Source organism: Bacteroides sp. MSB163, assembly GCF_036416795.1.
GTDB classification, from domain to species: Bacteria; Bacteroidota; Bacteroidia; order Bacteroidales; family Bacteroidaceae; genus Bacteroides; species Bacteroides maternus.
The window spans coordinates 2,859,252-2,882,876 of sequence record NZ_CP143867.1; the positions used below are offsets into that span (position 1 = coordinate 2,859,252).

The window sequence follows — 23,625 nt, forward strand, 5'->3', positions numbered from 1 at the left end:
TATGGCTTTATTCTCATTAAAAACGGAAACTGCATTGCAGTCCGACGGATTTATTGGAGGCACCGGTGCTATATTGGTTGTTGATAACAGCCGGTTCTATTCTCATACTAAGGTCGGGCGTTATATCGAAATTAGATAATTCCGCATCTACATACGCATCGATAACCGATATCAGATAAACGCCGATAAAAGCGAAGATACTCAGGTCGCGATATCGACGGTATGTATCCTTTCGCTTCCGGAGGGTCTCCACTATTTGTGTCTGTGAAACCCTGTCGATATATCCCGGAGGGAGCAGGTCGTTGATACTGCTGGCATCCCAGTTGCCTTTGGAAGCGTCCTTGTACGCCTGCATGTAGTCTTTATACATTTTCCCGTTCCAGGTCAGCGCATACGCGCATCCGGCAAAGCCTCCATATATAATAGGTAGTTTCCAGTATTTTCGGTTATAGATTTGTCCTCCACCCGGAATTACCAGGGCGAGCCATGTCGCTTTGGTTGGATTGGGAATAAAAACTTTTTTATTGAGTTCCTTGTTCAGACTGTCCGCCGGTGTATCGGGCACTTGCGGGGCAGGGGCGGAGGTCATCTCCAATAAACGCTTTTTGTTTTCGGCAGCAATGCTGTCGGCTACTGCGAGGCTATCAGCGGTTGAAACCCGTTGCAGAATAGGATCGCTTAGTGCATCCAGGCTATCCGGTACCATTTGCGGTATCTTCCGCAATGTGTCCGCAAGCTCTTTTTGCTGTCGTTTGGCAGCGGCACGCGGACGGTCCTGCCCATACATAGCAATCCCTGCCGTCTGCACGAGGCAAAGCAGCAGGGCGATACACCATTGATATGTTTTAGTTCCTTTCGTCATTTATTTTTTTAGAGTATCGAGTATGCCGATAATACGTTCTAAGTCCTCTTCGTTATTGAACGGGATACTGATTTTACCTTTTCCTTTCTCCGAACAGGTCAGCTGCACTTTGGTGCTGAAGAAGCCTGATAACTGTTGTTTCAGCATATTGAATTCTTCGGGCAGTTTGGCTCGTTTGGGAGCTATTTTGCGTCCGCCGCTTTTTACGGTTTCGCCTTCGCTCAGGGATTTTACTATTTCTTCCACTTTGCGTACGGAGTATCCGTGCTCGATGATTTCTTCAAATATCTTCACTTGCAGCTTCGGATCGGCCAAGGTTACGAGCGCACGGGCATGCCCCATGTCAATCTGCTTGTTCTGTATGGCCATCTGAATGGGTGCAGGCAGTTTCAACAGGCGCAGGTAGTTTGCGATGGTAGTGCGCTTTTTACCTACACGTTCGCTGAGGCGTTCCTGTGTCAGGCCGTATTGTTCCAGCAGGTGCTGGTAGGCAAGGGCGATTTCCACAGAATTCAGGTCTTCGCGCTGTATGTTCTCGATAAGCGCCATTTCCATGACGTTTTCGTCGTCGGCGGTGCGGATATAGGCGGGGATGCTTGTCAGTCCGGCAAGTTGCGAGGCGCGGAAGCGGCGTTCTCCGGCAATGATCTGATATTCATCGTCCGAAAGCTTACGCAAGGTGATAGGCTGAATGATACCTATTTCAGAGATTGAGTCGGCAAGTTCCTGAAGTGCCGTTTCGTCAAATTCATGACGTGGCTGATTCGGGTTGACGACAATCTTCGACAACTCTATTTCGTTGATGGAAGAAGAGCCTTCGGTCTGCACTTCGTCCATTGAGAGCAGAGCGTCAAGTCCGCGTCCTAATGCATTTCTTTTTTGTGCCATGGTTCTTCGTTTTTAAGTTAATTGTTACGACTAATCAGTTCTTTGGCAAGTGCCATGTGATTTTTGGCTCCTGTGGAGTCTGCATCATACAAGATGGTAGGAAGACCATAGCTGGGAGCTTCACTCAGTTTGACGTTGCGTTGCACCACGGTTTTGAACACCAGTTCCTGGAAGTGGCGTTTCACTTCGTCGTAAATCTGGTTGGCCTGGCGCAGGCGTGAGTCGTACATGGTCAGCAGGAATCCTTCGATTTCGAGTGCCGGGTTCAGTTTCGACTTGATGATTTTAATTGTATTCAGCAACTTACTGATGCCTTCCAATGCGAAGTATTCCGCTTGTACGGGGATAATCACAGAGTCGGCTGCGGTCAGTGCGTTGATGGTAATCAGTCCCAGTGAGGGCGAGCAGTCTATCAAGATATAATCAAACTCTTCCTTCAGCGGGGCAAGTACTTCTTTCAATATCTTTTCCCTGTTTTTCAGATTGAGCATCTCTATCTCGGCGCCCACCAAGTTTATGTGTGAGGATATCACTTTCAGTGTATCAATCTCGGTGTCATGGATAGCTTCGCGAACATCAGCCCGGTCGATAATGCATTCGTAAATAGTGCATTCCGACTGCTTGATGTCGACACCCAAACCGGAAGAGGCGTTTGCCTGCGGGTCTGCGTCCACAACGAGCACTTTCTTTTCCAGGGTGGCGAGTGAGGCTGCGAGGTTAATCGTAGTCGTTGTTTTTCCTACACCACCTTTTTGATTTGCCAAAGCAATAATTTTTCCCATAATCTTAGTGTTTATTGGCAGCGAAATAAGTGATAATTCCGTATTGCGCCTACTAAAAAAGAGAAAGATTGCAAAATCTGTTGATAAGTCGCCTTTTTTGTTAATAACTCAAAGCCGTTTTATTCCATTTCGACCTGTTCCGGCACTTTTCGTTCTCTTGTTCAGCTTGCAAATATACGTAATTATCTTGAAATGAAATATCTTTTTTGTCTCGCTTGCAGAAGATTAAGATTTGTTTTAAGTGCCTGTCCGCATTTTGGGCGTGGTTTGTGCGAATAATCATGCGTTCTGCGCTTTCATCTCTTTCAGCGGCTTTAGACCGTTGTGTGTAAGGCGTTTAGACTGAAATTTCCGGTCGGGGACGGCTTTCAGTGCTTTCAGCCTGTTACCGTATCAATATCCTTTGCTTCGTCTTCCGGCTTATTTTTGGTCTGTACCCGTTCGCGTTCCAGCGTTTCGGGACGTAGCATTTCGTGGGGGAAGTACTTGCTCAGCGGGTAACGGAAGAAATCCATGTCCTGGCGTAGCCTTCCCACCAACGTGCGATCCGGTTTGAAGTAGATGCGTGAAACCCGCACCTTGCCCGGCATCACGTCATCGGGATGTTCGAAGCCTTCGCTCGTTATGGCGAGGTTGAAAGAGCCGAGTCCTCTGATGGTGACGGACTCGCCCTCTCTGAGCGCTTCCTCTATGTATTTGGGCAGGTCCACCAGTACGCTTTGCACGTCTCCTTCGCCCATGCCTTTGCGGCGTGCCATGCGTTGCGCCAGCTTTTCGGTAGTTACTCCGCCGCGTGGTTGCAGGGTACGTTGCACAGCGTAGTATAGTTGTTTCATTCCTTCCTTGGAGCGGAAGAGTTTCTTCCTTACTAAATAAATCATTCCCATATCTTTGTTCTTGTTGATTGATGTTGCTGATGAGGTCTATGCTTCTCAATGTCAGCAGCATAGTATCCTAATGCTTGGAACTCATATCCCTATGGACTGTAGCTCCCTTTGTTTAGCCGCTCAAGATGGCATCTTGTGTAGTATGAGATGCTATCTTGAACAACACAAGATGCCATCTTGAGCGGCAAAGGTAATCATGCTTCAGTAGATATGCAAGCTTTTTGCGGGGGAAAGGTAAGGGAGATGTGCGTGATGGGGAAGGGGAGGCTGCAGCGCGGACGTTAAATAACCGAAACTTCTCCTCCTTTTAGCCGCTTAAAGCGGGAAACTCCTCTTGAAAATGTGATTGAGTGGAGTAAACTCCTCCTGATTTTTGTGAACGTGCCTCTTTATGCGGTGGGAAGTTTCTTTCGTTAGGTTGTATTGTATATGAAATAAAAATATAGGGATTTTGTGTCGTATATGAAACAAAAATCCTATATTTGTGTTGCGTATATAAAACAAATAAAGAAGATGGATCAAGAACTGATAAAACAGATTATAGGTGAAAATCAGGAGTTTGTTCAGAATGTGAAGTTGCTGCAACGTCCTTTCAAGTTTGAAGACAACGGGAACTATGTCTTTTTAGGCATTCGCCGTGCCGGAAAGTCTTATCTTATGTTTCAACGGATTCATGAGCTGATGAAAAGGGGAGTTGATATAGAAGAAATTCTCTATCTTAATTTTGAAGACGAACGTTTCATAGGACTGAAGTCGGAAGATTTGGATGAGATAAAGCGGGTGTATGAAGAAACATTTTCTTTTCGTCCAATTTTCTTTCTGGATGAGATACAGATTGTGCCAGGCTGGGAAAAATTTGTTCGTCGACTGGCAGATAAGAACTATCGGGTATTTGTTACGGGAAGCAATGCTAAAATGCTGAGTTCTGAGATTGCTACGACCTTAGGCGGGCGTTTCCTGATACAGAATGTATATCCATTCTCCTTTAGGGAATTTTTAAATTTCGAAGGATTTGAATTGAAATCAAATTGGCTTTATACACCGGGTATTAGAAATGGGGTGGTGCGTAGTTTTGATACTTATTTCTATAATGGCGGTTTTCCGGAACTACTTTCTTTTGAAGACAAGCGTTCATGGTTGAGCGGATTGTATCAGAAGATATTTTTCGGCGATTTAGTTGCCCGTTATTCTTTGCGTAATTCGGATTCAATGCGGTTGTTGGTGAAAAAATTGGCGGAGAGTGTGATGCAACCTTCTTCTTATAATCGTTTGAAGAATATAGTTTCTTCAGCGGGAGAAAGTGTGGGGGTGCGTACCATTATTGATTATGTGGGCTATCTGCAAGAGACTTGGCTTATATTCAGTTTGGAAAACTATGCTGCGAGGTTCGCAGAGCGTGAGAGTAACCGTAAATATTACTTTATTGATAATGGAATCTTGAATTTGTTTATTTTCCGGCCGGAAACTTTATTGTTGGAGAATCTTGTTGCGATAACCTTGCATCGTCAGTTTGGAGAAAAGGTTTATTTCTACAATCAACATATAGAAGTTGACTTTTATATACCGGAGGAAAGTTGGTTGATTCAGGTTTCATATAATATTTCGGATGTGCAGACTTTTGAGCGTGAAGTCAATGGAATTGTGAAGGCGGCTAAGTTCCTGAATGCGGAAAGACTTCAGATTGTGACTCGTAATGATGAACGGGTAATAGAAAAGGATGGGCTTTCAATAGAGGTGTTGCCTATCTGGAAATGGCTTATTCAGATTGGTAAAAGCCGGAACGTTAACACATTTTAAGTACCGGAGTTTGCGCTTTCCGGGAACTAATGAACTGGTCTCTAATGGTGTGCATCACGGCACATTCCGTCATGGACAGGGGGATGCCACACTTCCGTTTTTATTTCATTTTGACCTGTTCCGGCACTTTTCGTTCTCTTGTTCACTCTTATTGTTCCATGTATTCTCATACATGGGTTCTACCTTGATTCCTCCAACAGGTATGCTTCAGTAGATATGCAATTTTTATGGGGAAAGTACGGTGGAGCTACGGTGAATGTACAAAGGGAGTTTATCTGAAATCTAATCTGTCATGAATAATGCAGGCTATAATGGTCATGAACAAGAGGTAGCTGTTCCCTTCAACGGAGGTGGTGAGGGCATTGGAAAAGATTGTAGCGTTGGGGAAGGAGATAAAGTGAAAGTTATTATATTTATATTTGTGGAATTATGGTTTATGTAAGTGATCTCCGGAATAGAGCGGGATTACGTATCTTTTCTCTTAAAAAATACCAATGAGCGGAAAAACATCTACTTTCTCTTTTTCTGGTACTTCTTTTGCTTTCTGCATCAGAAGGTTTGATATATGGACAAAGATATAAGCCAAGATTTTAGAACAGTTTGCTCCACTTTTTTCAAGTAATTTTGCTGTGTTTTAATATTTTTGCTTATTTTTGTCACCATTCTGATTGCTGAAGTGTCAGTATGATATTGGAATAATCTTTTTTAATAAAAAGCGTTTGAAATATTATCCCACCATGAAATCTCGACAATTTCACGCACTTGGGATAATAAACAAGAACGCTCACGTCTTTGTTATATGCCATTCTTTCAGGAATGTACTATACTCATAGGCGTGGGCTATTGTTTATTACTAAGTGCAGGGCAGTCGAGAGCCTCATGGTGGTAATATTCAATAAGTCCCACGCTTTTATGTATAATGTAATGCCGAACGGGGGACAGGGGGGCATGAAAGAAATACTTATGAGAACATTTTCAAAAAATCAAATGAGAGTATTATTGCTTTTTGTATCGGTTGTTTGTGCTGTGTCTGCCAGCGCTCAAAACGATGGAAAAAAGAACCAGTGGGCCATGGAAGTCGGTATTGGTGGTAATGGAGCAACTACCGTAAATTTGGGGTTCCGGTGGCAACGCAATCTCCATCCTTATGTGGCCTGGGATGTGCTTGCTCTGAATGTCGTTGCTCCTACGGAGGAATTGTCTGAAATGCTCATGCCTCAACTTATGACTGGCGTACGTCTGCTTTCTCCGGAACTATCGGGGATGAAAGTTTATGTGACGGGACGCGCCGGATACGGTGGCATCATGTCGGGTAATGCAGATGCCCGCGGACAGGGGCTGGCTTTTGAAATAGGAGCAGGTATCAATATCACCAAACACTTGTATGCAGGCTATGCCTACAATCATCAGGACTTGGGAACAAGCGAGGTCAAGGTCAATAAACAAACCATAAGCGTTGACCGGAAGTTGAAATATCATTCTTTCCGCATCGGTTGGATATTCTAAAGTTTGTTCAATGCTAAGATGCATTAACTAGAGGGTGTGTCAAAACGCTGACACACCTTCATGAAATTATATCAGGAATGAAAAATGTCATATAATAGATGAAATATGTATGAGTTTGAAGAAAATTAATTATTTATTGCCGCTTTTACTTTTATTGCTTTACTTCGCTTCTTGTAGTAAAAAAGAGGATGAATCTAACTCTTTGCCGACGAAAGAGGAGTATGAATCTGAAGTGGTTAATCCTGATTATGTGCCAATAGATTGGGAGATTACCCGACTTTTAGAGTGTAAGCCGGACGAAGGCGTATATTCTTTTCGGTCTTCTGCTTCAACTGCAAGTTTACGTGCAGGGTCTGTACTCACGATAGATGCAGATACAACTGGATATATTGTAATTGTAAAGCAAATAACTCGTGATGGAGATGTTGTGAGGATAAAAACAAAGCCAGGTACTCTTTGTGATATTTTTGCAAATACGGAGTTCACACTTGCTTCATCAGAACAAGTGGTTACTCGTGTAAATGATAAAGTGTATTATCCGGAAAGTATAATATACCGGGATAGCGACGGCGAATTAAAGTCTATGGATATAGCTACTACTCGTTCGGGTGTTTCATTAACAGAGAACTTATGGAGTTGGGGGAAAGACTTTAGTGGAGGAGAATTATTTAGCGGGGATAATTATAAGCTCTACTTAAAAAAGGCTTCTTTTAAAGTAGGCGTTGACTTGAACTTAACTTTAAGTTTTGGACAACGGACTCTATCAACTAGTACAGCGGAAGCATTCGTTCAATATCAAAGTAAGGCTTTAAAAGTTAGTGCTTCTATCATAGGTACTGCATCGACAGAACAAACGCTGCAATTTGATGTTTGGGGAGAATATCATAATTTGAATCAACAGGATGAATTGTGGAAACGCAATATGTTTAAACCTATAGATATCAAATTTAGAATAGGCTATGTGCCTGTTTATATAAGATTGAACGCAGATCTCTATAGAGGTGCATCATTTGATGTGGAAGGGAAAATGTCAGCTTATATGGGATATACAGACACTGCGACAGGGCGTTTAGGGATCTCTTGGCAACAAGAAACAGGCTACAAATCCGTATCAGAGTTCAAGAATGACTTTAATCTTATTTATCCTACGATAGAGGGACAGGGAGAGATCAATGCCAAAGCCTGGTTTTATCCAAGGATTCGATTATGGCTTTATGGAATTATCGGCCCTTCGTTTGATATAAAACCTTATTTGGGAACACATGTTGATGGAGGTTTTAAAGAGAAGCTTCTTAATTCATCTAATGATTTCTGTGCATGGTCGTTACGTAATTTCACAGGTTTGGATGTGGCTGCAGGATTAAGTTTTGCATTTTTAGGTCATGAGATAGATAATTATACTACTCCCAGTATTAATGTAATAGATAAAACTTTATATCGTTCTCCTTATGATATTAATATTGTTTCTTCTTCCTCGGAAAAGGTAGAGGCAGGTATCAATAACTCTGTTTATTTTGAGGTTTATGATGTAGATTCACTATTCTATAGGAAATTACTTACTCCACTTCCGCAAATAGTAAAGTTTGAAGGAAATGGTAATCTTTCTTCTAAATATGGTATAACATCTAAAGGGAAAGTGAGTGTTGATTGGATTCCGGATTCAGCAGCGGATACGTTGTATGCTATACTTTATAATTCGGATGGAAGTAAATTGAAGCAGACAAAGTTCTTTGGCAAAGAGCCGGCAGCCATTACTGGGAATAGTAGTGATATTACTTCTAATTCAGCAAAAATTGTTTGTTCTTATGCCAATGTGCCGACTACTGCTGAATATGGTGTGAAGATTACTTCAAACACTAATTCTTGTTCATTACCGGCTTCTATTGATGGTAGTTCTGGAGATTATACTTTTGAGTTAAAAGAGCTGGCTTCGGAAACTGCTTATTCTTATAAAGCCTATATTTTGTATAAAGGGAAGTATTATGAAGGAGAGACAAGGAGTTTCACGACTAAAGAGGATGAGAATAAGTACATTCCAACACCTGGTAGAGTCGTGGATTTAGGGTTAAGTGTAAAATGGGCCTCATGTAATTTGGGTGCACAAAATCCAGAGGAATATGGGGAATATTTTCCATTCAAAAAAGATATGACCCAAGTATGTGATTCATACTTAGTCGGTGGATTGCGAATTCCAACAAAAGAGGAAATAGAAGAACTTGTTACAAAATGTGAGGGTGTTTGGATTTCATATAAGGGAATAAATGGGCTATTAGTGATTGGTCCTAATAAAAATAAGATATTTTTGCCGGCCACAGGGGAGTTTGTTAATGGTAGGATACATTACTTGCAAGGACGAACGGGATCGTATTGGTCTTTTACGATAGGAGTGAACTACAATAAAATTATGGGGGCATATGTGTGGGGATTTAACGATGATAGAAAACTTCAACTAGGAGGAATTGACGGGCCTTCAGATCACTATAATCCATATTATACGATCAGAGCTGTTTGTCGATAATATTTAAGTACTTTGTTACTAAAGATAATGTGATATATTTAGTTTGGATATATAGTGTGAAGAAAATATAAGTTCGCTCTGTTAAAAAGTGGATGAAAGATGGTAGAGTATCTTGGTTTTATTCTTTTGGGGAAGGATCAAGATACTTTTATTAAAAGGGTTTTGATTTGTATTGGCCAATACAAAGTATTTGTAGGATTTCTGCTATAGGTTGTTTTGCTTATATTTCTATTGTTTCCTTTAAAATTTATAATGAGCATTGAATATCTTGTTTGCTATTCTTTACCTATATATTGGTAAAAGCCGGAGCGGTAACACATATTAAGTACCAGAGTTTGCGTTTTTAGTTAGAGATACATATCTTCGCAGACTATTCAAATACTTGTCGATTAAGAAAGTGAATAACAGCGGAAAGAAGAGAGTAGTTATAGCATGGGTGCTGATGATGGCACTTCTGCCGTTCTTCGTGGTGAAGGCTTTTCACCATCACGAGGACGAGCATGCTGCTTCCTGTTCCCATGCAGATCATCCGCGCCATTCGTCCGATGATTGTGCTATCTGTCACTTTTCTCTTTCTCTTTTCACGGAAGCGCAGTCTGTTGACTTCCGTTGCATCTTAACGCCCATCACATTTGAGCAGGTTGTTCATCAGGATAAGATTGTTTATACACTGTCTTATTCACATTATCTACGCGCACCTCCCATAGCTTGATTACATAATTTACATTCATGTGGAGACGGGCTTTCTGTAGCTTGCCTCTCATTGTTTTATTCTAAATTAAGATTGTAATCAATGCGTATAGGAATTATTCCGGGCGTGATGGGGATGTTGTGTACAACCCTTTCCGTCCATGCGCAGGAATCCGATTCAGTCCGTAATGTAGCTTTGCCTGAAGTCGTGATAGCGGAAACCTATCAACAGCTTCAGGACAAAAAGACTGCACTTACGCTCGAAGTGGCTGACAGGGATTTCTTGCGGAAACATTTCACGGGTAACTTCATGCAGGCTATGGAAAATATCCCCGGCGTGCAGGCTATGGATATCGGTTCGGGATTCTCCAAGCCGATGATTCGTGGCATGGGCTTTAATCGGGTGGCTGTATTGGAGAATGGCATCAAACAGGAAGGGCAGCAGTGGGGTGCAGACCACGGTCTGGAACTGGATGCTTTCAATGTAGATGCCGTGAATGTAATGAAAGGCCCTGCTTCGCTGCTTTACGGCAGTGACGCTATGGGCGGAGTGATTGACATTGCTCCGGTGCAGGTGCCGGCAGAGAATATGTTGCTCGGTGACGTGACGCTGTTGGGTAAGTCTGTGAACGAAACCATAGGCGCTTCACTGATGCTGGGTATCAAAAGAAATGCTTGGTATATGCGGTTGCGTTACTCGGAACAGCGCTTTGGAGATTACAGTATCCCGGCAGATACGATTGTTTATCTGACTCAGAAGATGCCTGTTTACGGTCGACGACTGAAGAACACGGCGGGATGGGAACGTAACGTCAATTTCTTTACTCAATATCAGAAGAAAGGATATAAGTCGAATCTCGCCGTGTCCAATGTTTTTCAGAAGACGGGGTTCTTCCCCGGAGCACATGGAGTGTCTGACTTGTCACGTTTGGAAGACGACGGTGACAGCCGGAACATCGATCTTCCTTACAGTAAGGTAAATCACCTGAAAGTGACCACTCATCAGCAGTATGCCTGGGAGAAGTTTATCCTGTCGGGTGATATCGGTTATCAGAACAATCATCGTGAGGAATGGAGTGCGTTTCATACCCATTACGGAGCACAACCGCTGCCGGAAACTGATCCTGACAAAGAACTGGCCTTTAATCTGAATACTTTCAGCTTTTCGGCAAAAGGACGGTGGATCGGTTCTTCTCCTTGGGAACATCGGATGGGGTGGGACTCCCAATTCCAGCGAAATACGATTTCCGGTTATTCTTTCTTGTTGCCGGAATATGATCGTTTTACTACCGGTATATCCTGGCTTACGACGTATCGTCCGGATAATACATTATCCGTCAGTGGAGGTGTACGGTATGACTATGGTCGCATGCGTGTCTTTGCCCATGATGATCCTTACCTGGCTACTTATTTGCAGGAACAGGGGTATGATGAAGAGCAGGTGGAGTTCTACCGGTGGAACAGTCGTCGGGTAAACAGGAGCTTTGGCGACTATTCTTTATCATTGGGTGTGGTATGGACGCCCTCGACGCGGCATCAGTTGAAGGTAAATGTCGGGCGGAGTTTTCGTCTTCCGGGAGCTAATGAACTGGCTTCGAATGGTGTGCATCACGGCACATTCCGTCATGAACAGGGAGATGCCGCGCTTTCGTCCGAACAGGGTTGGCAGATGGATGCTTCTTATCAGTTGAAGTACGGGAGATGGTCCGTATATGTTTCTCCTTTCGTCAATTGGTTTAGTAATTATATCTTTCTGAGGTCTACGGGGGAATGGTCTGTTTTACCCCATACGGGACAGATTTACCGTTATACGCAGACGGAAGCCTTGTTTGCCGGAGCGGAGGCGAGTGTGGAACTGACTATTTTGCCCACTCTCAACTACCGTATATCCGGTGAGTATGTCTATACCTACAATTGTGATGAACGTATTCCTTTGAGTTTTTCTCCGCCTGCCACGTTGCGCAACACGCTCACCTGGCAAAGGAAGCGGTATATGCTTTATGCCGAATGGCAGAGCATAGCCAAGCAAAATCGTGTGGATCGCAACGAAGACCGCACGCCCGGTGCAAACCTCTTTCATATAGCTGGCTCTCTTGATTTACCCGTTGCCGGAACGGAGGTGGAGATCACTCTGACTGTCCGTAATTTATTCAATACGCGGTATTACAATCATCTCAGTTTTTATCGGAAAGTGGAGATTCCCGAACCGGGGCGAAACTTTCAATTATTAATTAAAGTACCATTTAAAAAATTATTCAAATGAAAACAAGATTTTATTTCCCGATGATTATTTCCCTTTTAGTGATAAGTGTCTCATTACTTACTGCTTGCGGAGACAGCGACAATCCGCTTAGTGATACTACAAAACCGGTGATTGACCTTAAATCGCCTGCCGAAGGCGGAGTACTGGCAATAGGCAGTGAACACGGAGTACATTTTGAGATGGACTTATCGGATGATGTCATGTTGAAATCGTACAAGATAGAGATTCACAATAACTTCGACCATCATTCGCATGATACCCGCACTGCTGAGACGACTATTGATTTCACCTTTAATAAGTCTTACGATGTTTCGGAACAAAGGACGGCTCATATCCATCATCATGATATCGTGATACCTGCTAATGCCACTCCGGGAGATTACCACCTGATGGTTTACTGTACGGATGCTGCCGGAAATGAGGCACATGTCGCACGCAATATCGTGTTGAGTGCGACGGGAGGAGATGACGGACATCACGAAGAATAACGGTTTACGCTGGTTTTATTCGATATATCGAATGAAACGCAAACTTTGGGACAACAAAAGCAAAGTATTGTATTAGGTGCTTTCTTTATTTTTGCCTACTTTTGCATAGAAAATAAAGATGAATATGGAAAATCAGAGACCTTTGATATTGGTTTCCAATGACGATGGTGTCATTGCAAAAGGCATTAGTGAGTTGGTTAAGTTTCTTCGTCCGCTGGGAGAAATAGTTGTGATGGCGCCGGATACGCCGCGTTCGGGTAGCGCAAGTGCGCTGACTGTAACGGAACCCATTCATTATCAGTTGGTTCGTAAGGATGTAGGACTGACAGTTTATAAATGTTCCGGTACTCCGGTAGACTGCATAAAACTTGCTTTACATACGGTGCTCGACCGCAAACCCGATCTGATAGTCGGTGGCATCAATCATGGCGATAACTCGGCCGTGAATGTGCATTATTCCGGTACGATGGGAGTGGTAATTGAAGGCTGCCTGAAAGGTGTGCCTTCCATTGGTTTCTCTCTTTGCTGTCATGATCCGAATCCTGATTTTGAGCCTTCCGGTCCTTATATCCGTGAGATAGCCCGTCAGGTTTTGGAAAAGGGGTTGCCTCCGTTGACTTGTCTCAATGTAAACTTCCCCAATGTGCCGGAACTCAAGGGAGTTAAAGTCTGCGAACAGTCCAAAGGACAGTGGACCAATGAATGGGAGAATTTCGCGCATCGCGGTGATACCCATTACTACTGGCTGACCGGTGAGTTCCAGAATACTGATCCCGATAATGAAAAGAATGATCATTGGGCACTTGATAACGGGTATGTAGCTATTACTCCGACCAAGGTGGATGTTACGGCTTACGAACTTATAGATGAGCTGCAGAGTTGGTTCTAATTCAATTGACAATTGACAATTGAAAGTTGACAATTACTATGCAGATTGAAGCTATAGCCAATTGTTAACAATGAATTGTCAATTGTCAATTGTTAATTGTCAATTGATATGAAGTATTACTTGATTGTCGGTGAAGCTTCCGGTGACTTACACGCATCTCACCTGATGGCAGCTTTGAAGGTTGAAGACCCGCAGGCGGAATTCCGTTTTTTCGGGGGCGACCTGATGGCAGCAGTGGGTGGAACGATGGTGAAGCACTATAAGGAATTGGCTTATATGGGTTTTATCCCGGTGTTACTGCATTTGCGTACAATCTTTGCTAACATGAAACGATGTAAAGAGGATATTGTGGCATGGCAGCCGGATGTAGTGATACTGGTGGATTATCCCGGTTTTAACCTGAATATTGCCAAGTTCCTGCGAGCTAAGACGCAAATCCCGGTCTATTATTATATCTCTCCGAAGATATGGGCGTGGAAAGAATACCGTATCAAGAATATCAAGCGGGATGTGGATGAATTGTTCTCCATTCTGCCGTTCGAGGTGGAGTTTTTCGAAGGCAAGCATCATTATCCGATACATTATGTAGGCAATCCTACGGTAGATGAAGTGACCGCTTTCCGTGCGGAACATCCTGAAATGTACGATGATTTTATTCGTGAGACCGGATTGGAGTCTAAGCCGATAATCGCTTTACTGGCGGGTAGCCGGAAGCAGGAGATAAAAGATAACTTGCCCGATATGCTTCGTGCAGCTTCAGCTTTTCCTGAGTACCAATTGGTTTTGGCGGGCGCACCTGGTATTTCTCCTGACTATTATTATGAATATATAGGCGGTGCGAAAGTAAAGATCCTTTTCGGACAAACCTATCGTTTGCTGCAACAGGCTGAAGCTGCATTGGTAACTTCGGGAACTGCTACGCTGGAAACGGCTTTGTTCCGGGTGCCGCAGGCTGTTTGCTATCATACGCCGATAGGGAAGGTAATTTCGTTCCTGCGCCGTCATATACTGACGGTAAAGTATATTTCATTGGTGAATCTTATTGCAAATCGTGAGGTGGTGAAAGAACTCGTGGCTGATACGATGACAGTAGAGCAGGCCCGTGCTGAACTGGAACGTATCTTATATAATAAGGAATATCGGCAACGAATGCTTGAAGACTATGAGTACATGGCATCGCGTTTGGGAGATGCCGGTGCTCCGAAGCATGCTGCGCAAGAAATGATACGCCTGTTACACCTGCATTATTGTAGTGGGAGTTAAAGGAGTAGAGGAGTTACATAATGAAAGTCTTTTTGCTTCAAAAGGATATAAAATAGTTAAAAGAGATAAAGCCGGTGCAGTAAATGCCCGGCTTTCGTATTTTATAGTCAGAATACACGAAAGATTATGAACTAACAATTTTTACGAAAACAAGCAAAAGGACTTTGATTATGAAGAGATTACATTGGCTATTTTTTATGATGTGTCTGGCAGTACTACCTGCCTTGCAACTATGTGATGATTTAGATGACGGATACTCTATCGGTGATTTTTCTTATCCGAATTGGAGCACCGTACGCGTGAAGGGGAATACTTTCTATCTGGAAAGTGACACTTGGGGAACACTTTGGCCTATTAATACGAATATGGGTTGGTATCAGCCTGTAGACGGACAGCGCATAATAACAATCTTTAATCCCATCTATGATAATTATGAAGGATATGATCATGCCGTGAAGATTGAGAAGATCTGGCATGCCCTGACGAAAAGTGTGGAATCGCTGACATCGGAGAATGACGAGGAATATGGTAATGACCCGGTATTTATTTATAAAGGGGATATCACTATCAGTGGGGGATATATGAACGTTATCTTTATGCAGAATCTGCCCAAGAATTCGGGTACGAAACATCGTATCAGTCTGGTACAACGTGCTGAAGATGCCGAGGCGCCTTTAGCGGAAGAAGGTAATGATGACGGATATATCTATCTGGAACTTCGATACAATGATTATGATGACCTGAGTGGAGTTCGTGCTCCCGGATTAGTGTCGTTCAATCTGAAAGAATTGAATATAACTTCTGAAACGAAAGGTATCAAGTTGAAGCTGAATTCAGAAGTAAACAATGAAGTCGAAATTACCTTTGAAAAACAATCGGATAATTCCGCAAAAGCTTCTAACTTAGATTTCTCAAAGATGCAATTGAAGTAAAGTAAAGTGTTTTGTGTGGGGCCGGGTGAATGTGAATTCCTCCGGCCTTTTTTATTTCATCAACATTAAAACGTAGAGGTAAACCACTGCTGCGGGGATTGCTAGTAAAGCACTGTCGAAACGGTCGAGCATTCCACCGTGGCCGGGTAGGATGTGACCCGAATCTTTGATACCTAACTGGCGCTTCATTAACGACTCCGTCAGATCCCCCCAAGTACCAAAGATGACAACAACCAGTGCCAGTCCGGCCCATTCCCAAACAGACAGGAATGAGAAGTAGTGGGCGAATACGAATGAAGAAGCGATAGAGAACACACCACCACCGATGCTTCCTTCCCATGACTTCTTGGGGGAAATACGTTCGAACAAACGATGCTTGCCGATTAACGAGCCTACACAATATGCGCCAGTGTCACTCAGCCATATAAATATAAAGATGGAAAGTGGTAGGATGGGATTGTAGATCACGCTGCTTTCTGTCGGGTTATATTGGAAAGCCAATACGTTGAGCAATGCAAACGGCAATGCTACATACAGCTGGCTTAACATGGAAAAGGCCCAGTTGCCAATGGGATTCTTCTTTTTCAGATACAGTTCTGTAATTATCAGGTAAAGCAGTAATGCCAGATAAGGCAGAAATACCTGGGCTCCGATAGTGGATTGACAAAAGCCCATTACAGCCAAGAAGAGATAAGCGCCTCCCAAAGCGGTAATTGTTTTATTGATTTGTACTTCACCGTTTTGGTTTATCAAGTGGGCAAATTCGTGTACGCTCAGTGCACCGATAATGGTGAACAGGATACCGAATGAAAGGGGGCTGTATAGGATACAGCCCACCAATACTACTACGAATAACACACCTGTGATGGCGCGTTTTAAGAAATTGCTTTTCACGGTAATTCCGTTTTTAGTTCTTTATTCTTTTGCGGGTCGTTCTACAGAAACTTTGGTACCTTCTGCTGAAACCTTTGTTTTGCCGGTCTCTGTTCCGCCTTCAACATTGTTTTCTTCTTCCGCTTTTACTTCTTTTTCGCTCTCCACTGCTTCTTTGGCAGCTGCTTCTTCAGCTTTCTTAAGGTCTTCCGAAATCTTGTTTGCGCTGATTTCTTCAGAACGGGAAGCCCAAGGACGTTTTCCGAAGATTTCTTCCACATCTTCTGCAAAGATAACTTCTTTATCTATCAGCAACTGTGACAGTTTGGCGTGTCCATCCTTATGTTCGGAAAGTATTTTCTTAGCACGTTCGTACTGTTCGTTCACCATATTCTTCACTTCTTCGTCAATCAGTTCAGCTGTTTTTTCGCTGTACGGGCGATTGAAAGAATATTCATCGTTGCTGTAATAACAAAGGTTGGGCAACTTTTCGCTCATTCCTAGGTAGGCAATCATGCCGAAAGCCTGCTTCGTAACACGTTCCAGGTCATTCATGGCACCGGTCGAAATACGTCCCAGGAACAAATCTTCGGCAGCGCGTCCACCCAATGTGGCGCACATCTCATCAAGCATTTGTTCTTTGGTGGTAATCTGGCGTTCTTCGGGCAAATACCAGGCAGCGCCCAAGGCACGTCCGCGTGGAACAATCGTTACTTTAATCAGCGGATTGGCATATTCCAGCAACCAGGAGATGGAAGCATGTCCTGCCTCATGGATAGCGATGGAACGACGTTCCGCTTCCGTGGTGATTTTCGTCTTTTTTTCCAAACCACCAACAATACGGTCTACAGCATCGAGGAAATCTTGTTTGCCTACGAACTTTTTGCCGTGGCGGGCAGCGATCAGTGCAGCCTCATTGCAGACATTGGCGATATCAGCACCGGAAAAGCCCGGGGTTTGGCGCGCCAACAGGTCTACGTCTACTGTATTATCTATTTTGATGGGGCGTAAGTGTACGCCGAATACTTCCTTACGTTCGTTGAGGTCGGGAAGGTCTACATGAATCTGACGGTCAAAACGTCCGGCACGCAACAAGGCTTTATCCAAAACGTCTACACGGTTGGTAGCCGCCAGGATGATTACACCGCTGTTGGAACCGAAACCGTCCATTTCTGTCAATAACTGGTTCAATGTGTTTTCACGTTCATCATTTCCACCCATTGCGGCAGCTTTGGCGCGGGCACGACCTACGGCGTCAATTTCATCAATGAACACGATACAGGGGGCTTTTTCTTTGGCTTGGCGGAACAAGTCACGTACACGTGATGCACCTACACCGACAAACATTTCCACAAAGTCGGAACCAGCCAGTGAGAAGAACGGTACGTTGGCCTCGCCTGCCACAGCTTTGGCAAGTAGGGTCTTACCGGTTCCCGGAGGGCCTACCAGCAATGCGCCCTTGGGTATCTTACCTCCCAGGTCTGTATATTTTTGCGGTTCTTTCAGGAATTCCACAATTTCCTCTACTTCCTGTTTGGCCTCGGCAAGTCCGGCTACATCTTTGAATGTCACTTTCACGGGAGTCCCCTTTTCAAACAGTTGGGCACGCGATTTACCGACATTGAAAATGCCGCCACCGCCTGCACCTCCACCACCGCTCAGACGGCGTGACATGAATATCCAGAAACCTATCAGGAAGGCAATAGGCAGAATCTGCCACAGTACGACCCCGAAATAATTGCGTTTCTTTTCGTAGTTGATAGAACCGTCAAAGTGCAGTTCATCTTTTTCCTTTTGCAGGAAGTTTCCCAAGCTTTCACGAGACGGTGCTTCAGTCGTAATCATAGGATTTTTACCTACTTTACTAGAGTCTGCCTGAAATACGTTTTTAACGTATTGTGGCTTGATATATGCTTCTACAGAGTTATCATCATAACCGATGATTTTACTCATATAGCCGTCACGTACGTATTGCTGGAATTCGTCATAAGAGACACTTTTGATTCCGGTACTGTTTTCATTGGTGATGTACAAGCCCAGAAGCATCATAGCTATGATCATATACAGCCAGTTCAGGTTGAACTTGGGCATATTTACCTTATTGGGCTTTTTGTTAGCGTTATTATTATTGTTGTCCATAGGGCTTATTAATCAATGTCAGGTATTTGGGTTAATTTGGCGTCGGCCCAGAGATTTTCCAGATTGTAGAAGTCTCTCGTTTCGGGTAGAAACACATGGACCAGTATGTCGGAGTAATCCATTGCTACCCATTCGGCATTGCGCAATCCGTCTATTGCAAAAGGTTTGCTGTTAGCGCCTTTACGGGTGAATTCCTTTACGGACTCTACAATGGCGGTCACCTGGCTTGGGGAGTTTCCCTGACAAATGACGAGATAGTTGCAGATAGTATCGCCAATTTTAGAAAGATCTGCTATTACAATATTTTTTCCTTTTTTATCTTGTATACCTTCGGTTATTTGTTGAATGAGTTTCTTTGATTCGTTCATTACTTATTATTAAAATTAAACAGTTGACAAATATACGCTGAATTCTTGTATCAAACACCTAAAAGGGAAAAAGTCTTTCAATTTTTGATTTTTTTTAGGTATATATTTCTTTGGCATACGGCATCTTAGCAGATTTTAGAGAAAAAAACACGAGAAATTGTTTTGGATTATCAAATTCTTTGTATCTTTGCAACCGCAAAACAGGAACGACCTGTTATTGGGCTATGGTGTAATGGTAACACTACAGATTCTGGTCCTGTCATTCCTGGTTCGAATCCAGGTAGCCCAACTATCCAACGGCTTATTTAAGTCAAAAACCCACTAAAATCGCAAGTTTTAGTGGGTTTTTTTGTTGCTTTTCCGACCTGTCCGAAAATTTCGGTGCATATATTCGGTGGTCGAATCGGTGGCAAGTTTCCCTGAATAGCCGCTCTTTTCAGTTGTCTGAACGTTAAATAAAACTAAAGACAATGGATGAGAAGAAGAACACGTTCTCGGTGAGGTTTTGGATGCGTCGCACGAGAACACAAGGAAACGTATCACCTTTGTTTTGCAGGGTTACAATCTGCGGACAAAGATACGAAATTAATGCGAACTTCTGCGCACCGTTGAAGGGCTGGGATGCCAAGGCACAACGCTTCACCGGACGCTCCGCAGAGGAAAAGGATGCTAACCGCATCATAAACGACATGCGTATCAAAATCGAAGATACGCTGAACAAACTACGTAAGAAGGCGGCGGAAATCAATGTGAGGAACTTCCGGCTTACCTTCGAAGATGACAAGAACGAGTATTCAACCCTGTCGGCTCTCTTTGAGTACCACCGAATCATCGACGGAAAGAATCTTGAACCTTCCACAAACTTACTGTATGAAGTGACGGAACGGCTGTTGCTGCGCTTCGTTAAAACCCGTTACAGGCTGTCTGATTACATGGTGGATGCCATTGATAAAGCATTCGTCATGGAGTTCTATGCCTTCCTTCAAGGTTTCAAGAGGGAAGGGGCAACCCGTGTATGCACCGTGAACGGGGCTATGAAACACATGCAACGTTTCAAGAGGGTTATGAACCTGGCTCTGCAGAACGACTGGATAGCATCGAATCCGGTCTGTACGCTGCACGTGAAACGTAATAAGGTGGACCGGGGATATCTTGAGGTGGAAGAGATAGAGAAGATAAAGAGGGCTGTGCTGCCACCTTCGCATGCTGTATTGCGGGATATGTTCCTTTTTGCCGTCTACACGGGCGTATCTTATATAGATATGGTGAACATGACACCGGAAAATATCACGATCGGTATCGACCGGACACGATGGATACACTTTAACCGTCAGAAAACCGGGTTCCGGGTGTCGTTGCCCTTGCTGCCTCCGGCAGAAGAGATACTGGATCACTTTGAATGTTACAGGCCGGAAGGGGAGGGGCGCCGGAAAATTTTCCCCATGCTTACCAATCAGGCTACAAACCGCTATCTGAAAGAGATTGCCAAGGTGGCAGGGGTGAACAAGGTCGTTACTTTCCACCTTGCCCGACACACCTTCGCCACTACCATCACCCTGCAACAGGGGATACCGATAGAAACCGTCTCGAAGATGTTGGGGCATGCCAGCCTCACAACCACGCAAATCTATGCCAAGGTACTGGATAAGAAAATCATGGATGATATGTCGGCTCTGAAGGAAGCGTATGCCAGGAAAGAGGCTCTGAAGAAAGCAAGTAATCAATAACTATACATTATTAATATGAAGAAGAAACTCATTGAACAGAATGCGCTGGATGCAGCTGAACGATTGACGGAAATGACAGACAGGGAGTATCTGCGCAGTGCGGATGTAACACGGATATTCAGTATCAGCAACTCCACGCTGAAGCTGATGCGGGCCAGTGGTGCGCTGCCCTGTTACCGATTCGGGAAGACGTACCTCTATAAAAGAGAGGAAATAGAGGCATGCCTCGTAAAAATCATAGCGGAGAGGGGGTAATCATGGAAGATGGAAAAAAACTGCAGGAGAACTTGAACCGATTGCTGCAGAGGCTGAGAACGATGCAACAGGAGAGCGAAGAGAAGCGGAAAAGATACGAGGAAAAAGGCTGTGTGTATCTGGAAGGCGTGTATAGCGGCGAAGAGAGTGGCTTGTTCTACGCGGCTGAGATGCTGAATAACGTATTGCTTTGTAACGACATAAAGAGAGAGGGGGCGGAAGATGGCGAAACAAGGCTTTAGCTATTACAAGGCGGAGACCGACCGCTTTCAGGACATCAAGATCAAGCGGTTGAAGAAACGCTACCACTGTACCGGCTACGCCGTGTATCAGTATGTGCTGAATGAGATATACCGGGTGCGCGGTTACTTCCTGCAGTTCACCGAAGACCATCTGTTCGATGTGTCGGAGTACTGGGATATTGATGAGGAACTGGTGACGGAAATCATCGGCTACTGTGCCGAAATCGGGCTGTTCTCCGCTCAGCTGTGGCAGGAAAAAGGGGTGTTGACCGGGCGAAGCATACAGGCACGCTACATCGACATCTGCAAGGTGTGCAAGAAGACGGCGATAATTGAGGAAGGCTTCCGGCTGGTACCTGCGGAACAAGCGGCTCCAGCACCGCCTCCACTGCCTTCTCTCTTCCCGGGAGAAGAGTTTCCAACAATGCGGATTGTTCCCGGAAGAATAGCCACGGAAGCGACAGGCGGAAGTGAGGTAGCGGCATCACTTCCAGCCGCCTCTCCGGCTTCGCCGTCGTGTCCGGCTGTGGCACCGCTTCCGGCTTCACCGTCACCACGCGAAGAAACGCCACGGCGGGCGGCGGTTGCGGTTGCCGAAAAAATAACGCCTCAAGGTATTGGTACCGCTGTTTTGGAGGAACTGGAGGCGGCGGAGGTGCGGGAGGTTTCGGAAGGTTTCCAGAAGTTTCCGGAAACTTCCGGAAAAACTCCGGAAGAATCCGACAAATCTATTAAAAGCTATACAAGTGAAACTAAACCCTCCTCTGACTCCCCCCGTGAGGAGGCGGACAAGGCTTCGCTCTCCAGGAACAGAAAACGGCTTCGCCTGTTGCTGCAGTCGGTAGGCTGCATCGATCAGGACTGGCGGTGGATATGCACGGTAGAGGGTGTAGAGGCGGAGGCGTCTCCGGTGTGGCAGTTGGTGGAAGAGCTGAAGGCGAGCGGCGGACGGCACACGTTCGGCGGCTACGTGATGCCCTCGCTTCGCTCGCTGGTGGCGGCGGGAAGGTTGCGGATAAGGCCTCAGACGGTGGACACGGCGGCAGAGCTGCGGCGGTTGCTGCAGGAGGTGAAAGTGCCGAGCTACGACATCGAGAAGGTGCTGAAAGCGGCGGCGGGGCTTGAACCCGTGTTGCGGGAGGCGATTGCGGAGGTGCGGCGGAGCAAAGGCAAGATAACAATGCCCGGCAAGTACCTGATGGCGCAGCTCAGGAAGGTGACGCCTGCGGAAGCTTCGTGACGGGAAGAATCCGGAGGATTGGTCTGTTCACCTCACGAATGAGGCGAGCAAAAACAGTGTATAACCGCACATGAACAGGGCTTTCGTGTGCAGAAATGGAGGAATTATGGAACAGAATCAAGTGAAAACAACTGCCGACCTGGGCGGCAGGTATTACCCCCGTAAGATGCGGCGGGGCTGGTGTGTGGCGCATCGTGTAAGTGTGTGCGGAGTGGCTATCGAGCGTTTCGGTGTGAATTGCGCCACGTATGCGGAGGCCTTCGACAGGGCGGACCGGATGAACCGGAAAGAAGCGGCAACGCCTGAGGGGACAGAACGTTCAACGGCTGAAACCGCTTCGGAAGGTACTGGAGAGCATTTTTCTGACGTCAGGAAGGGGGTGCGGCCATGAGTAGCGAGAAGGTATCTACACTCACCATCAGGCTGACGGCGGAAGAAGCCGCTCAGCTGGAGGCGTTGAAGACGCTGACGAACAAGGCGACGGGCAGCGAAGCGTTGAAGTACGTGATGCGGGAGTATCCGCGGTTTGTAGAACACTACAAACAGGACGTTGCGAAGCAACAGCAAGCGCAGCGGGATGCGGCGGAGATGCGCCGGGCGGTGTGCGGTTATGTGGAGGCGTTGCAACGGCTTCAGGCGGTGGCACTTCGGGAGTAGTGGACCTGAAGGGGAGGGGTGATAGCAACCTTTCCGGAGATATCGCCTTGGTACCAGGTGTGACTGATAGCATTTTCTTTTCAGGAAGAGTTGCCGGCTGCCGGATATTGATAGCAATATCTTGCTCAGCTTCGTTGATGAAGCCAAGATCTCCTGATTGTAGCGATAGCAATATTGCTTCCGGAAGATCTTGCCGGCTCGGAGAATTGCTATTAGTTCTGCGGATGGCGGTGCGGGTATTTCCCTGCGGAATGGGTGGCAGTATCTCTTTCACCACGCCACTTCCCCAATGCACCCGCCGCCCGCGCCTCCGTAAACTGCAGCGCCAGCGGCGACCGCAAAGGGCAAGCCGCGTTACG

Annotated in this window: 23 protein-coding genes and 1 tRNA gene; 16 read left to right on the forward strand and 8 right to left on the reverse strand. The window is 45.1% G+C overall.

What is annotated here, in order from left to right; all coding sequences use genetic code 11:
* Positions 1–16 precede the first annotated feature (16 nt).
* From VYM24_RS10425 to VYM24_RS10440, 4 genes are all read right to left on the reverse strand, one after another.
* Positions 17–862, reverse strand: coding sequence for a DUF5683 domain-containing protein (locus VYM24_RS10425; RefSeq protein WP_299093496.1), 846 nt, complete (start codon positions 860–862; stop codon positions 17–19).
* Positions 863–1,750, reverse strand: a complete 888-nt coding sequence (locus VYM24_RS10430; protein WP_299093498.1) for a ParB/RepB/Spo0J family partition protein — start codon at positions 1,748–1,750, stop codon at positions 863–865. It abuts the gene before it with no gap.
* Positions 1,751–1,767: 17 nt separating this feature from the next.
* Positions 1,768–2,532 carry a ParA family protein gene (locus VYM24_RS10435; protein WP_299093500.1) on the reverse strand — a complete coding sequence of 255 codons (765 nt, stop codon included), beginning with the start codon at positions 2,530–2,532 and terminating at the stop codon, positions 1,768–1,770.
* A gap of 377 nt (positions 2,533–2,909) precedes the next feature.
* Positions 2,910–3,419: an HU family DNA-binding protein gene (locus tag VYM24_RS10440; protein ID WP_299093502.1), complete on the reverse strand. Its 510-nt coding sequence runs from the start codon at positions 3,417–3,419 to the stop codon at positions 2,910–2,912.
* A gap of 513 nt (positions 3,420–3,932) precedes the next feature.
* Between VYM24_RS10440 and VYM24_RS10445 the strand changes: the two genes are divergently transcribed.
* From VYM24_RS10445 to VYM24_RS10490, 10 genes are all read left to right on the forward strand, one after another.
* Positions 3,933–5,216, forward strand: coding sequence for an ATP-binding protein (locus VYM24_RS10445; RefSeq protein WP_330942080.1), 1,284 nt, complete (start codon positions 3,933–3,935; stop codon positions 5,214–5,216).
* A 292-nt stretch (positions 5,217–5,508) separates the two neighbouring features.
* Positions 5,509–5,658 (forward strand): hypothetical protein, encoded by a 150-nt coding sequence (locus tag VYM24_RS10450; RefSeq protein ID WP_330942081.1) that lies wholly within the window; start codon positions 5,509–5,511, stop codon positions 5,656–5,658.
* Between the two features lie 545 nt (positions 5,659–6,203).
* Positions 6,204–6,722: an outer membrane beta-barrel protein gene (locus VYM24_RS10455; RefSeq protein WP_330942082.1), complete on the forward strand. Its 519-nt coding sequence runs from the start codon at positions 6,204–6,206 to the stop codon at positions 6,720–6,722.
* 109 nt (positions 6,723–6,831) lie between these two features.
* Positions 6,832–9,240: a hypothetical protein gene (locus VYM24_RS10460; protein WP_330942083.1), complete on the forward strand. Its 2,409-nt coding sequence runs from the start codon at positions 6,832–6,834 to the stop codon at positions 9,238–9,240.
* 397 nt (positions 9,241–9,637) lie between these two features.
* Positions 9,638–9,952 (forward strand): hypothetical protein, encoded by a 315-nt coding sequence (locus VYM24_RS10465; RefSeq protein WP_394799628.1) that lies wholly within the window; start codon positions 9,638–9,640, stop codon positions 9,950–9,952.
* A gap of 81 nt (positions 9,953–10,033) precedes the next feature.
* Entirely contained in the window at positions 10,034–12,193 is a 2,160-nt protein-coding gene (locus VYM24_RS10470; protein WP_330942084.1) for a TonB-dependent receptor, read from the forward strand.
* Positions 12,190–12,681 (forward strand): DUF4625 domain-containing protein, encoded by a 492-nt coding sequence (locus tag VYM24_RS10475; protein WP_291554169.1) that lies wholly within the window; start codon positions 12,190–12,192, stop codon positions 12,679–12,681. The genes VYM24_RS10470 and VYM24_RS10475 overlap by 4 nt, the downstream gene beginning before the upstream one ends.
* Positions 12,682–12,805: 124 nt before the next feature.
* Positions 12,806–13,570, forward strand: a complete 765-nt coding sequence (surE, locus tag VYM24_RS10480; protein WP_291554171.1) for a 5'/3'-nucleotidase SurE — start codon at positions 12,806–12,808, stop codon at positions 13,568–13,570.
* A 108-nt stretch (positions 13,571–13,678) separates the two neighbouring features.
* Positions 13,679–14,833, forward strand: coding sequence for a lipid-A-disaccharide synthase (gene lpxB, locus VYM24_RS10485; protein WP_330942085.1), 1,155 nt, complete (start codon positions 13,679–13,681; stop codon positions 14,831–14,833).
* Between the two features lie 170 nt (positions 14,834–15,003).
* The gene (locus VYM24_RS10490; RefSeq protein ID WP_330942086.1) at positions 15,004–15,765 is read left to right on the forward strand and encodes a NigD1/NigD2 family lipoprotein; all 762 of its coding nucleotides are present in this window, start codon (positions 15,004–15,006) and stop codon (positions 15,763–15,765) included.
* A gap of 51 nt (positions 15,766–15,816) precedes the next feature.
* Here VYM24_RS10490 and VYM24_RS10495 read toward each other — a convergent pair whose 3' ends face one another.
* From VYM24_RS10495 to rsfS, 3 genes are read right to left on the reverse strand one after another with little or no spacing between them, the layout of a single operon-like run.
* Positions 15,817–16,659 carry a phosphatidate cytidylyltransferase gene (locus VYM24_RS10495; RefSeq protein ID WP_330942087.1) on the reverse strand — a complete coding sequence of 281 codons (843 nt, stop codon included), beginning with the start codon at positions 16,657–16,659 and terminating at the stop codon, positions 15,817–15,819.
* A gap of 21 nt (positions 16,660–16,680) precedes the next feature.
* The gene (ftsH, locus tag VYM24_RS10500; protein WP_291554178.1) at positions 16,681–18,777 is read right to left on the reverse strand and encodes an ATP-dependent zinc metalloprotease FtsH; all 2,097 of its coding nucleotides are present in this window, start codon (positions 18,775–18,777) and stop codon (positions 16,681–16,683) included.
* 8 nt (positions 18,778–18,785) lie between these two features.
* Positions 18,786–19,145, reverse strand: a complete 360-nt coding sequence (gene rsfS, locus VYM24_RS10505) for a ribosome silencing factor (protein ID WP_007212354.1) — start codon at positions 19,143–19,145, stop codon at positions 18,786–18,788.
* Positions 19,146–19,363: 218 nt separating this feature from the next.
* On the opposite strand from rsfS, the gene VYM24_RS10510 reads away from it, so the two are divergent.
* From VYM24_RS10510 to VYM24_RS10535, 6 genes are all read left to right on the forward strand, one after another.
* Positions 19,364–19,434, forward strand: a tRNA-Gln gene (locus VYM24_RS10510).
* A gap of 181 nt (positions 19,435–19,615) precedes the next feature.
* On the forward strand, positions 19,616–20,872 hold the full coding sequence (locus tag VYM24_RS10515) for a site-specific integrase (RefSeq protein WP_330942088.1): 1,257 nt from the start codon (positions 19,616–19,618) through the stop codon (positions 20,870–20,872).
* A 15-nt stretch (positions 20,873–20,887) separates the two neighbouring features.
* Positions 20,888–21,127, forward strand: coding sequence for a helix-turn-helix transcriptional regulator (locus VYM24_RS10520; RefSeq protein WP_330942089.1), 240 nt, complete (start codon positions 20,888–20,890; stop codon positions 21,125–21,127).
* Positions 21,094–21,369, forward strand: coding sequence for a hypothetical protein (locus tag VYM24_RS10525; RefSeq protein WP_330942090.1), 276 nt, complete (start codon positions 21,094–21,096; stop codon positions 21,367–21,369). Before VYM24_RS10520 ends, VYM24_RS10525 begins: the two co-directional genes overlap by 34 nt.
* Positions 21,350–22,609, forward strand: coding sequence for a DUF4373 domain-containing protein (locus tag VYM24_RS10530; protein ID WP_330942091.1), 1,260 nt, complete (start codon positions 21,350–21,352; stop codon positions 22,607–22,609). The genes VYM24_RS10525 and VYM24_RS10530 overlap by 20 nt, the downstream gene beginning before the upstream one ends.
* Before the next feature lie 106 nt (positions 22,610–22,715).
* Positions 22,716–23,000 (forward strand): hypothetical protein, encoded by a 285-nt coding sequence (locus tag VYM24_RS10535; RefSeq protein WP_330942092.1) that lies wholly within the window; start codon positions 22,716–22,718, stop codon positions 22,998–23,000.
* 27 nt (positions 23,001–23,027) lie between these two features.
* On the opposite strand, the gene VYM24_RS10540 is transcribed toward VYM24_RS10535, so the two are convergent.
* Positions 23,028–23,561 (reverse strand): hypothetical protein, encoded by a 534-nt coding sequence (locus VYM24_RS10540; protein ID WP_330942093.1) that lies wholly within the window; start codon positions 23,559–23,561, stop codon positions 23,028–23,030.
* Positions 23,562–23,625: the final 64 nt, after the last annotated feature.

Bases quoted from the DNA above. Each gene is read 5' to 3' on its own strand.
- VYM24_RS10425 (WP_299093496.1), bottom strand. From the start codon at position 862: ATGACGAAAGGAACTAAAACATATCAATGGTGTATCGCCCTGCTGCTT.
- VYM24_RS10430 (WP_299093498.1), bottom strand. From the start codon at position 1,750: ATGGCACAAAAAAGAAATGCATTAGGACGCGGACTTGACGCTCTGCTC.
- VYM24_RS10435 (WP_299093500.1), bottom strand. From the start codon at position 2,532: ATGGGAAAAATTATTGCTTTGGCAAATCAAAAAGGTGGTGTAGGAAAA.
- VYM24_RS10440 (WP_299093502.1), bottom strand. From the start codon at position 3,419: ATGGGAATGATTTATTTAGTAAGGAAGAAACTCTTCCGCTCCAAGGAA.
- VYM24_RS10445 (WP_330942080.1), top strand. From the start codon at position 3,933: ATGGATCAAGAACTGATAAAACAGATTATAGGTGAAAATCAGGAGTTT.
- VYM24_RS10450 (WP_330942081.1), top strand. From the start codon at position 5,509: ATGAATAATGCAGGCTATAATGGTCATGAACAAGAGGTAGCTGTTCCC.
- VYM24_RS10455 (WP_330942082.1), top strand. From the start codon at position 6,204: ATGAGAGTATTATTGCTTTTTGTATCGGTTGTTTGTGCTGTGTCTGCC.
- VYM24_RS10460 (WP_330942083.1), top strand. From the start codon at position 6,832: ATGAGTTTGAAGAAAATTAATTATTTATTGCCGCTTTTACTTTTATTG.
- VYM24_RS10470 (WP_330942084.1), top strand. From the start codon at position 10,034: ATGCGTATAGGAATTATTCCGGGCGTGATGGGGATGTTGTGTACAACC.
- VYM24_RS10475 (WP_291554169.1), top strand. From the start codon at position 12,190: ATGAAAACAAGATTTTATTTCCCGATGATTATTTCCCTTTTAGTGATA.
- surE (WP_291554171.1), top strand. From the start codon at position 12,806: ATGGAAAATCAGAGACCTTTGATATTGGTTTCCAATGACGATGGTGTC.
- lpxB (WP_330942085.1), top strand. From the start codon at position 13,679: ATGAAGTATTACTTGATTGTCGGTGAAGCTTCCGGTGACTTACACGCA.
- VYM24_RS10490 (WP_330942086.1), top strand. From the start codon at position 15,004: ATGAAGAGATTACATTGGCTATTTTTTATGATGTGTCTGGCAGTACTA.
- ftsH (WP_291554178.1), bottom strand. From the start codon at position 18,777: ATGGACAACAATAATAATAACGCTAACAAAAAGCCCAATAAGGTAAAT.
- rsfS (WP_007212354.1), bottom strand. From the start codon at position 19,145: ATGAACGAATCAAAGAAACTCATTCAACAAATAACCGAAGGTATACAA.
- VYM24_RS10515 (WP_330942088.1), top strand. From the start codon at position 19,616: ATGGATGAGAAGAAGAACACGTTCTCGGTGAGGTTTTGGATGCGTCGC.
- VYM24_RS10520 (WP_330942089.1), top strand. From the start codon at position 20,888: ATGAAGAAGAAACTCATTGAACAGAATGCGCTGGATGCAGCTGAACGA.
- VYM24_RS10525 (WP_330942090.1), top strand. From the start codon at position 21,094: ATGCCTCGTAAAAATCATAGCGGAGAGGGGGTAATCATGGAAGATGGA.
- VYM24_RS10530 (WP_330942091.1), top strand. From the start codon at position 21,350: ATGGCGAAACAAGGCTTTAGCTATTACAAGGCGGAGACCGACCGCTTT.
- VYM24_RS10535 (WP_330942092.1), top strand. From the start codon at position 22,716: ATGGAACAGAATCAAGTGAAAACAACTGCCGACCTGGGCGGCAGGTAT.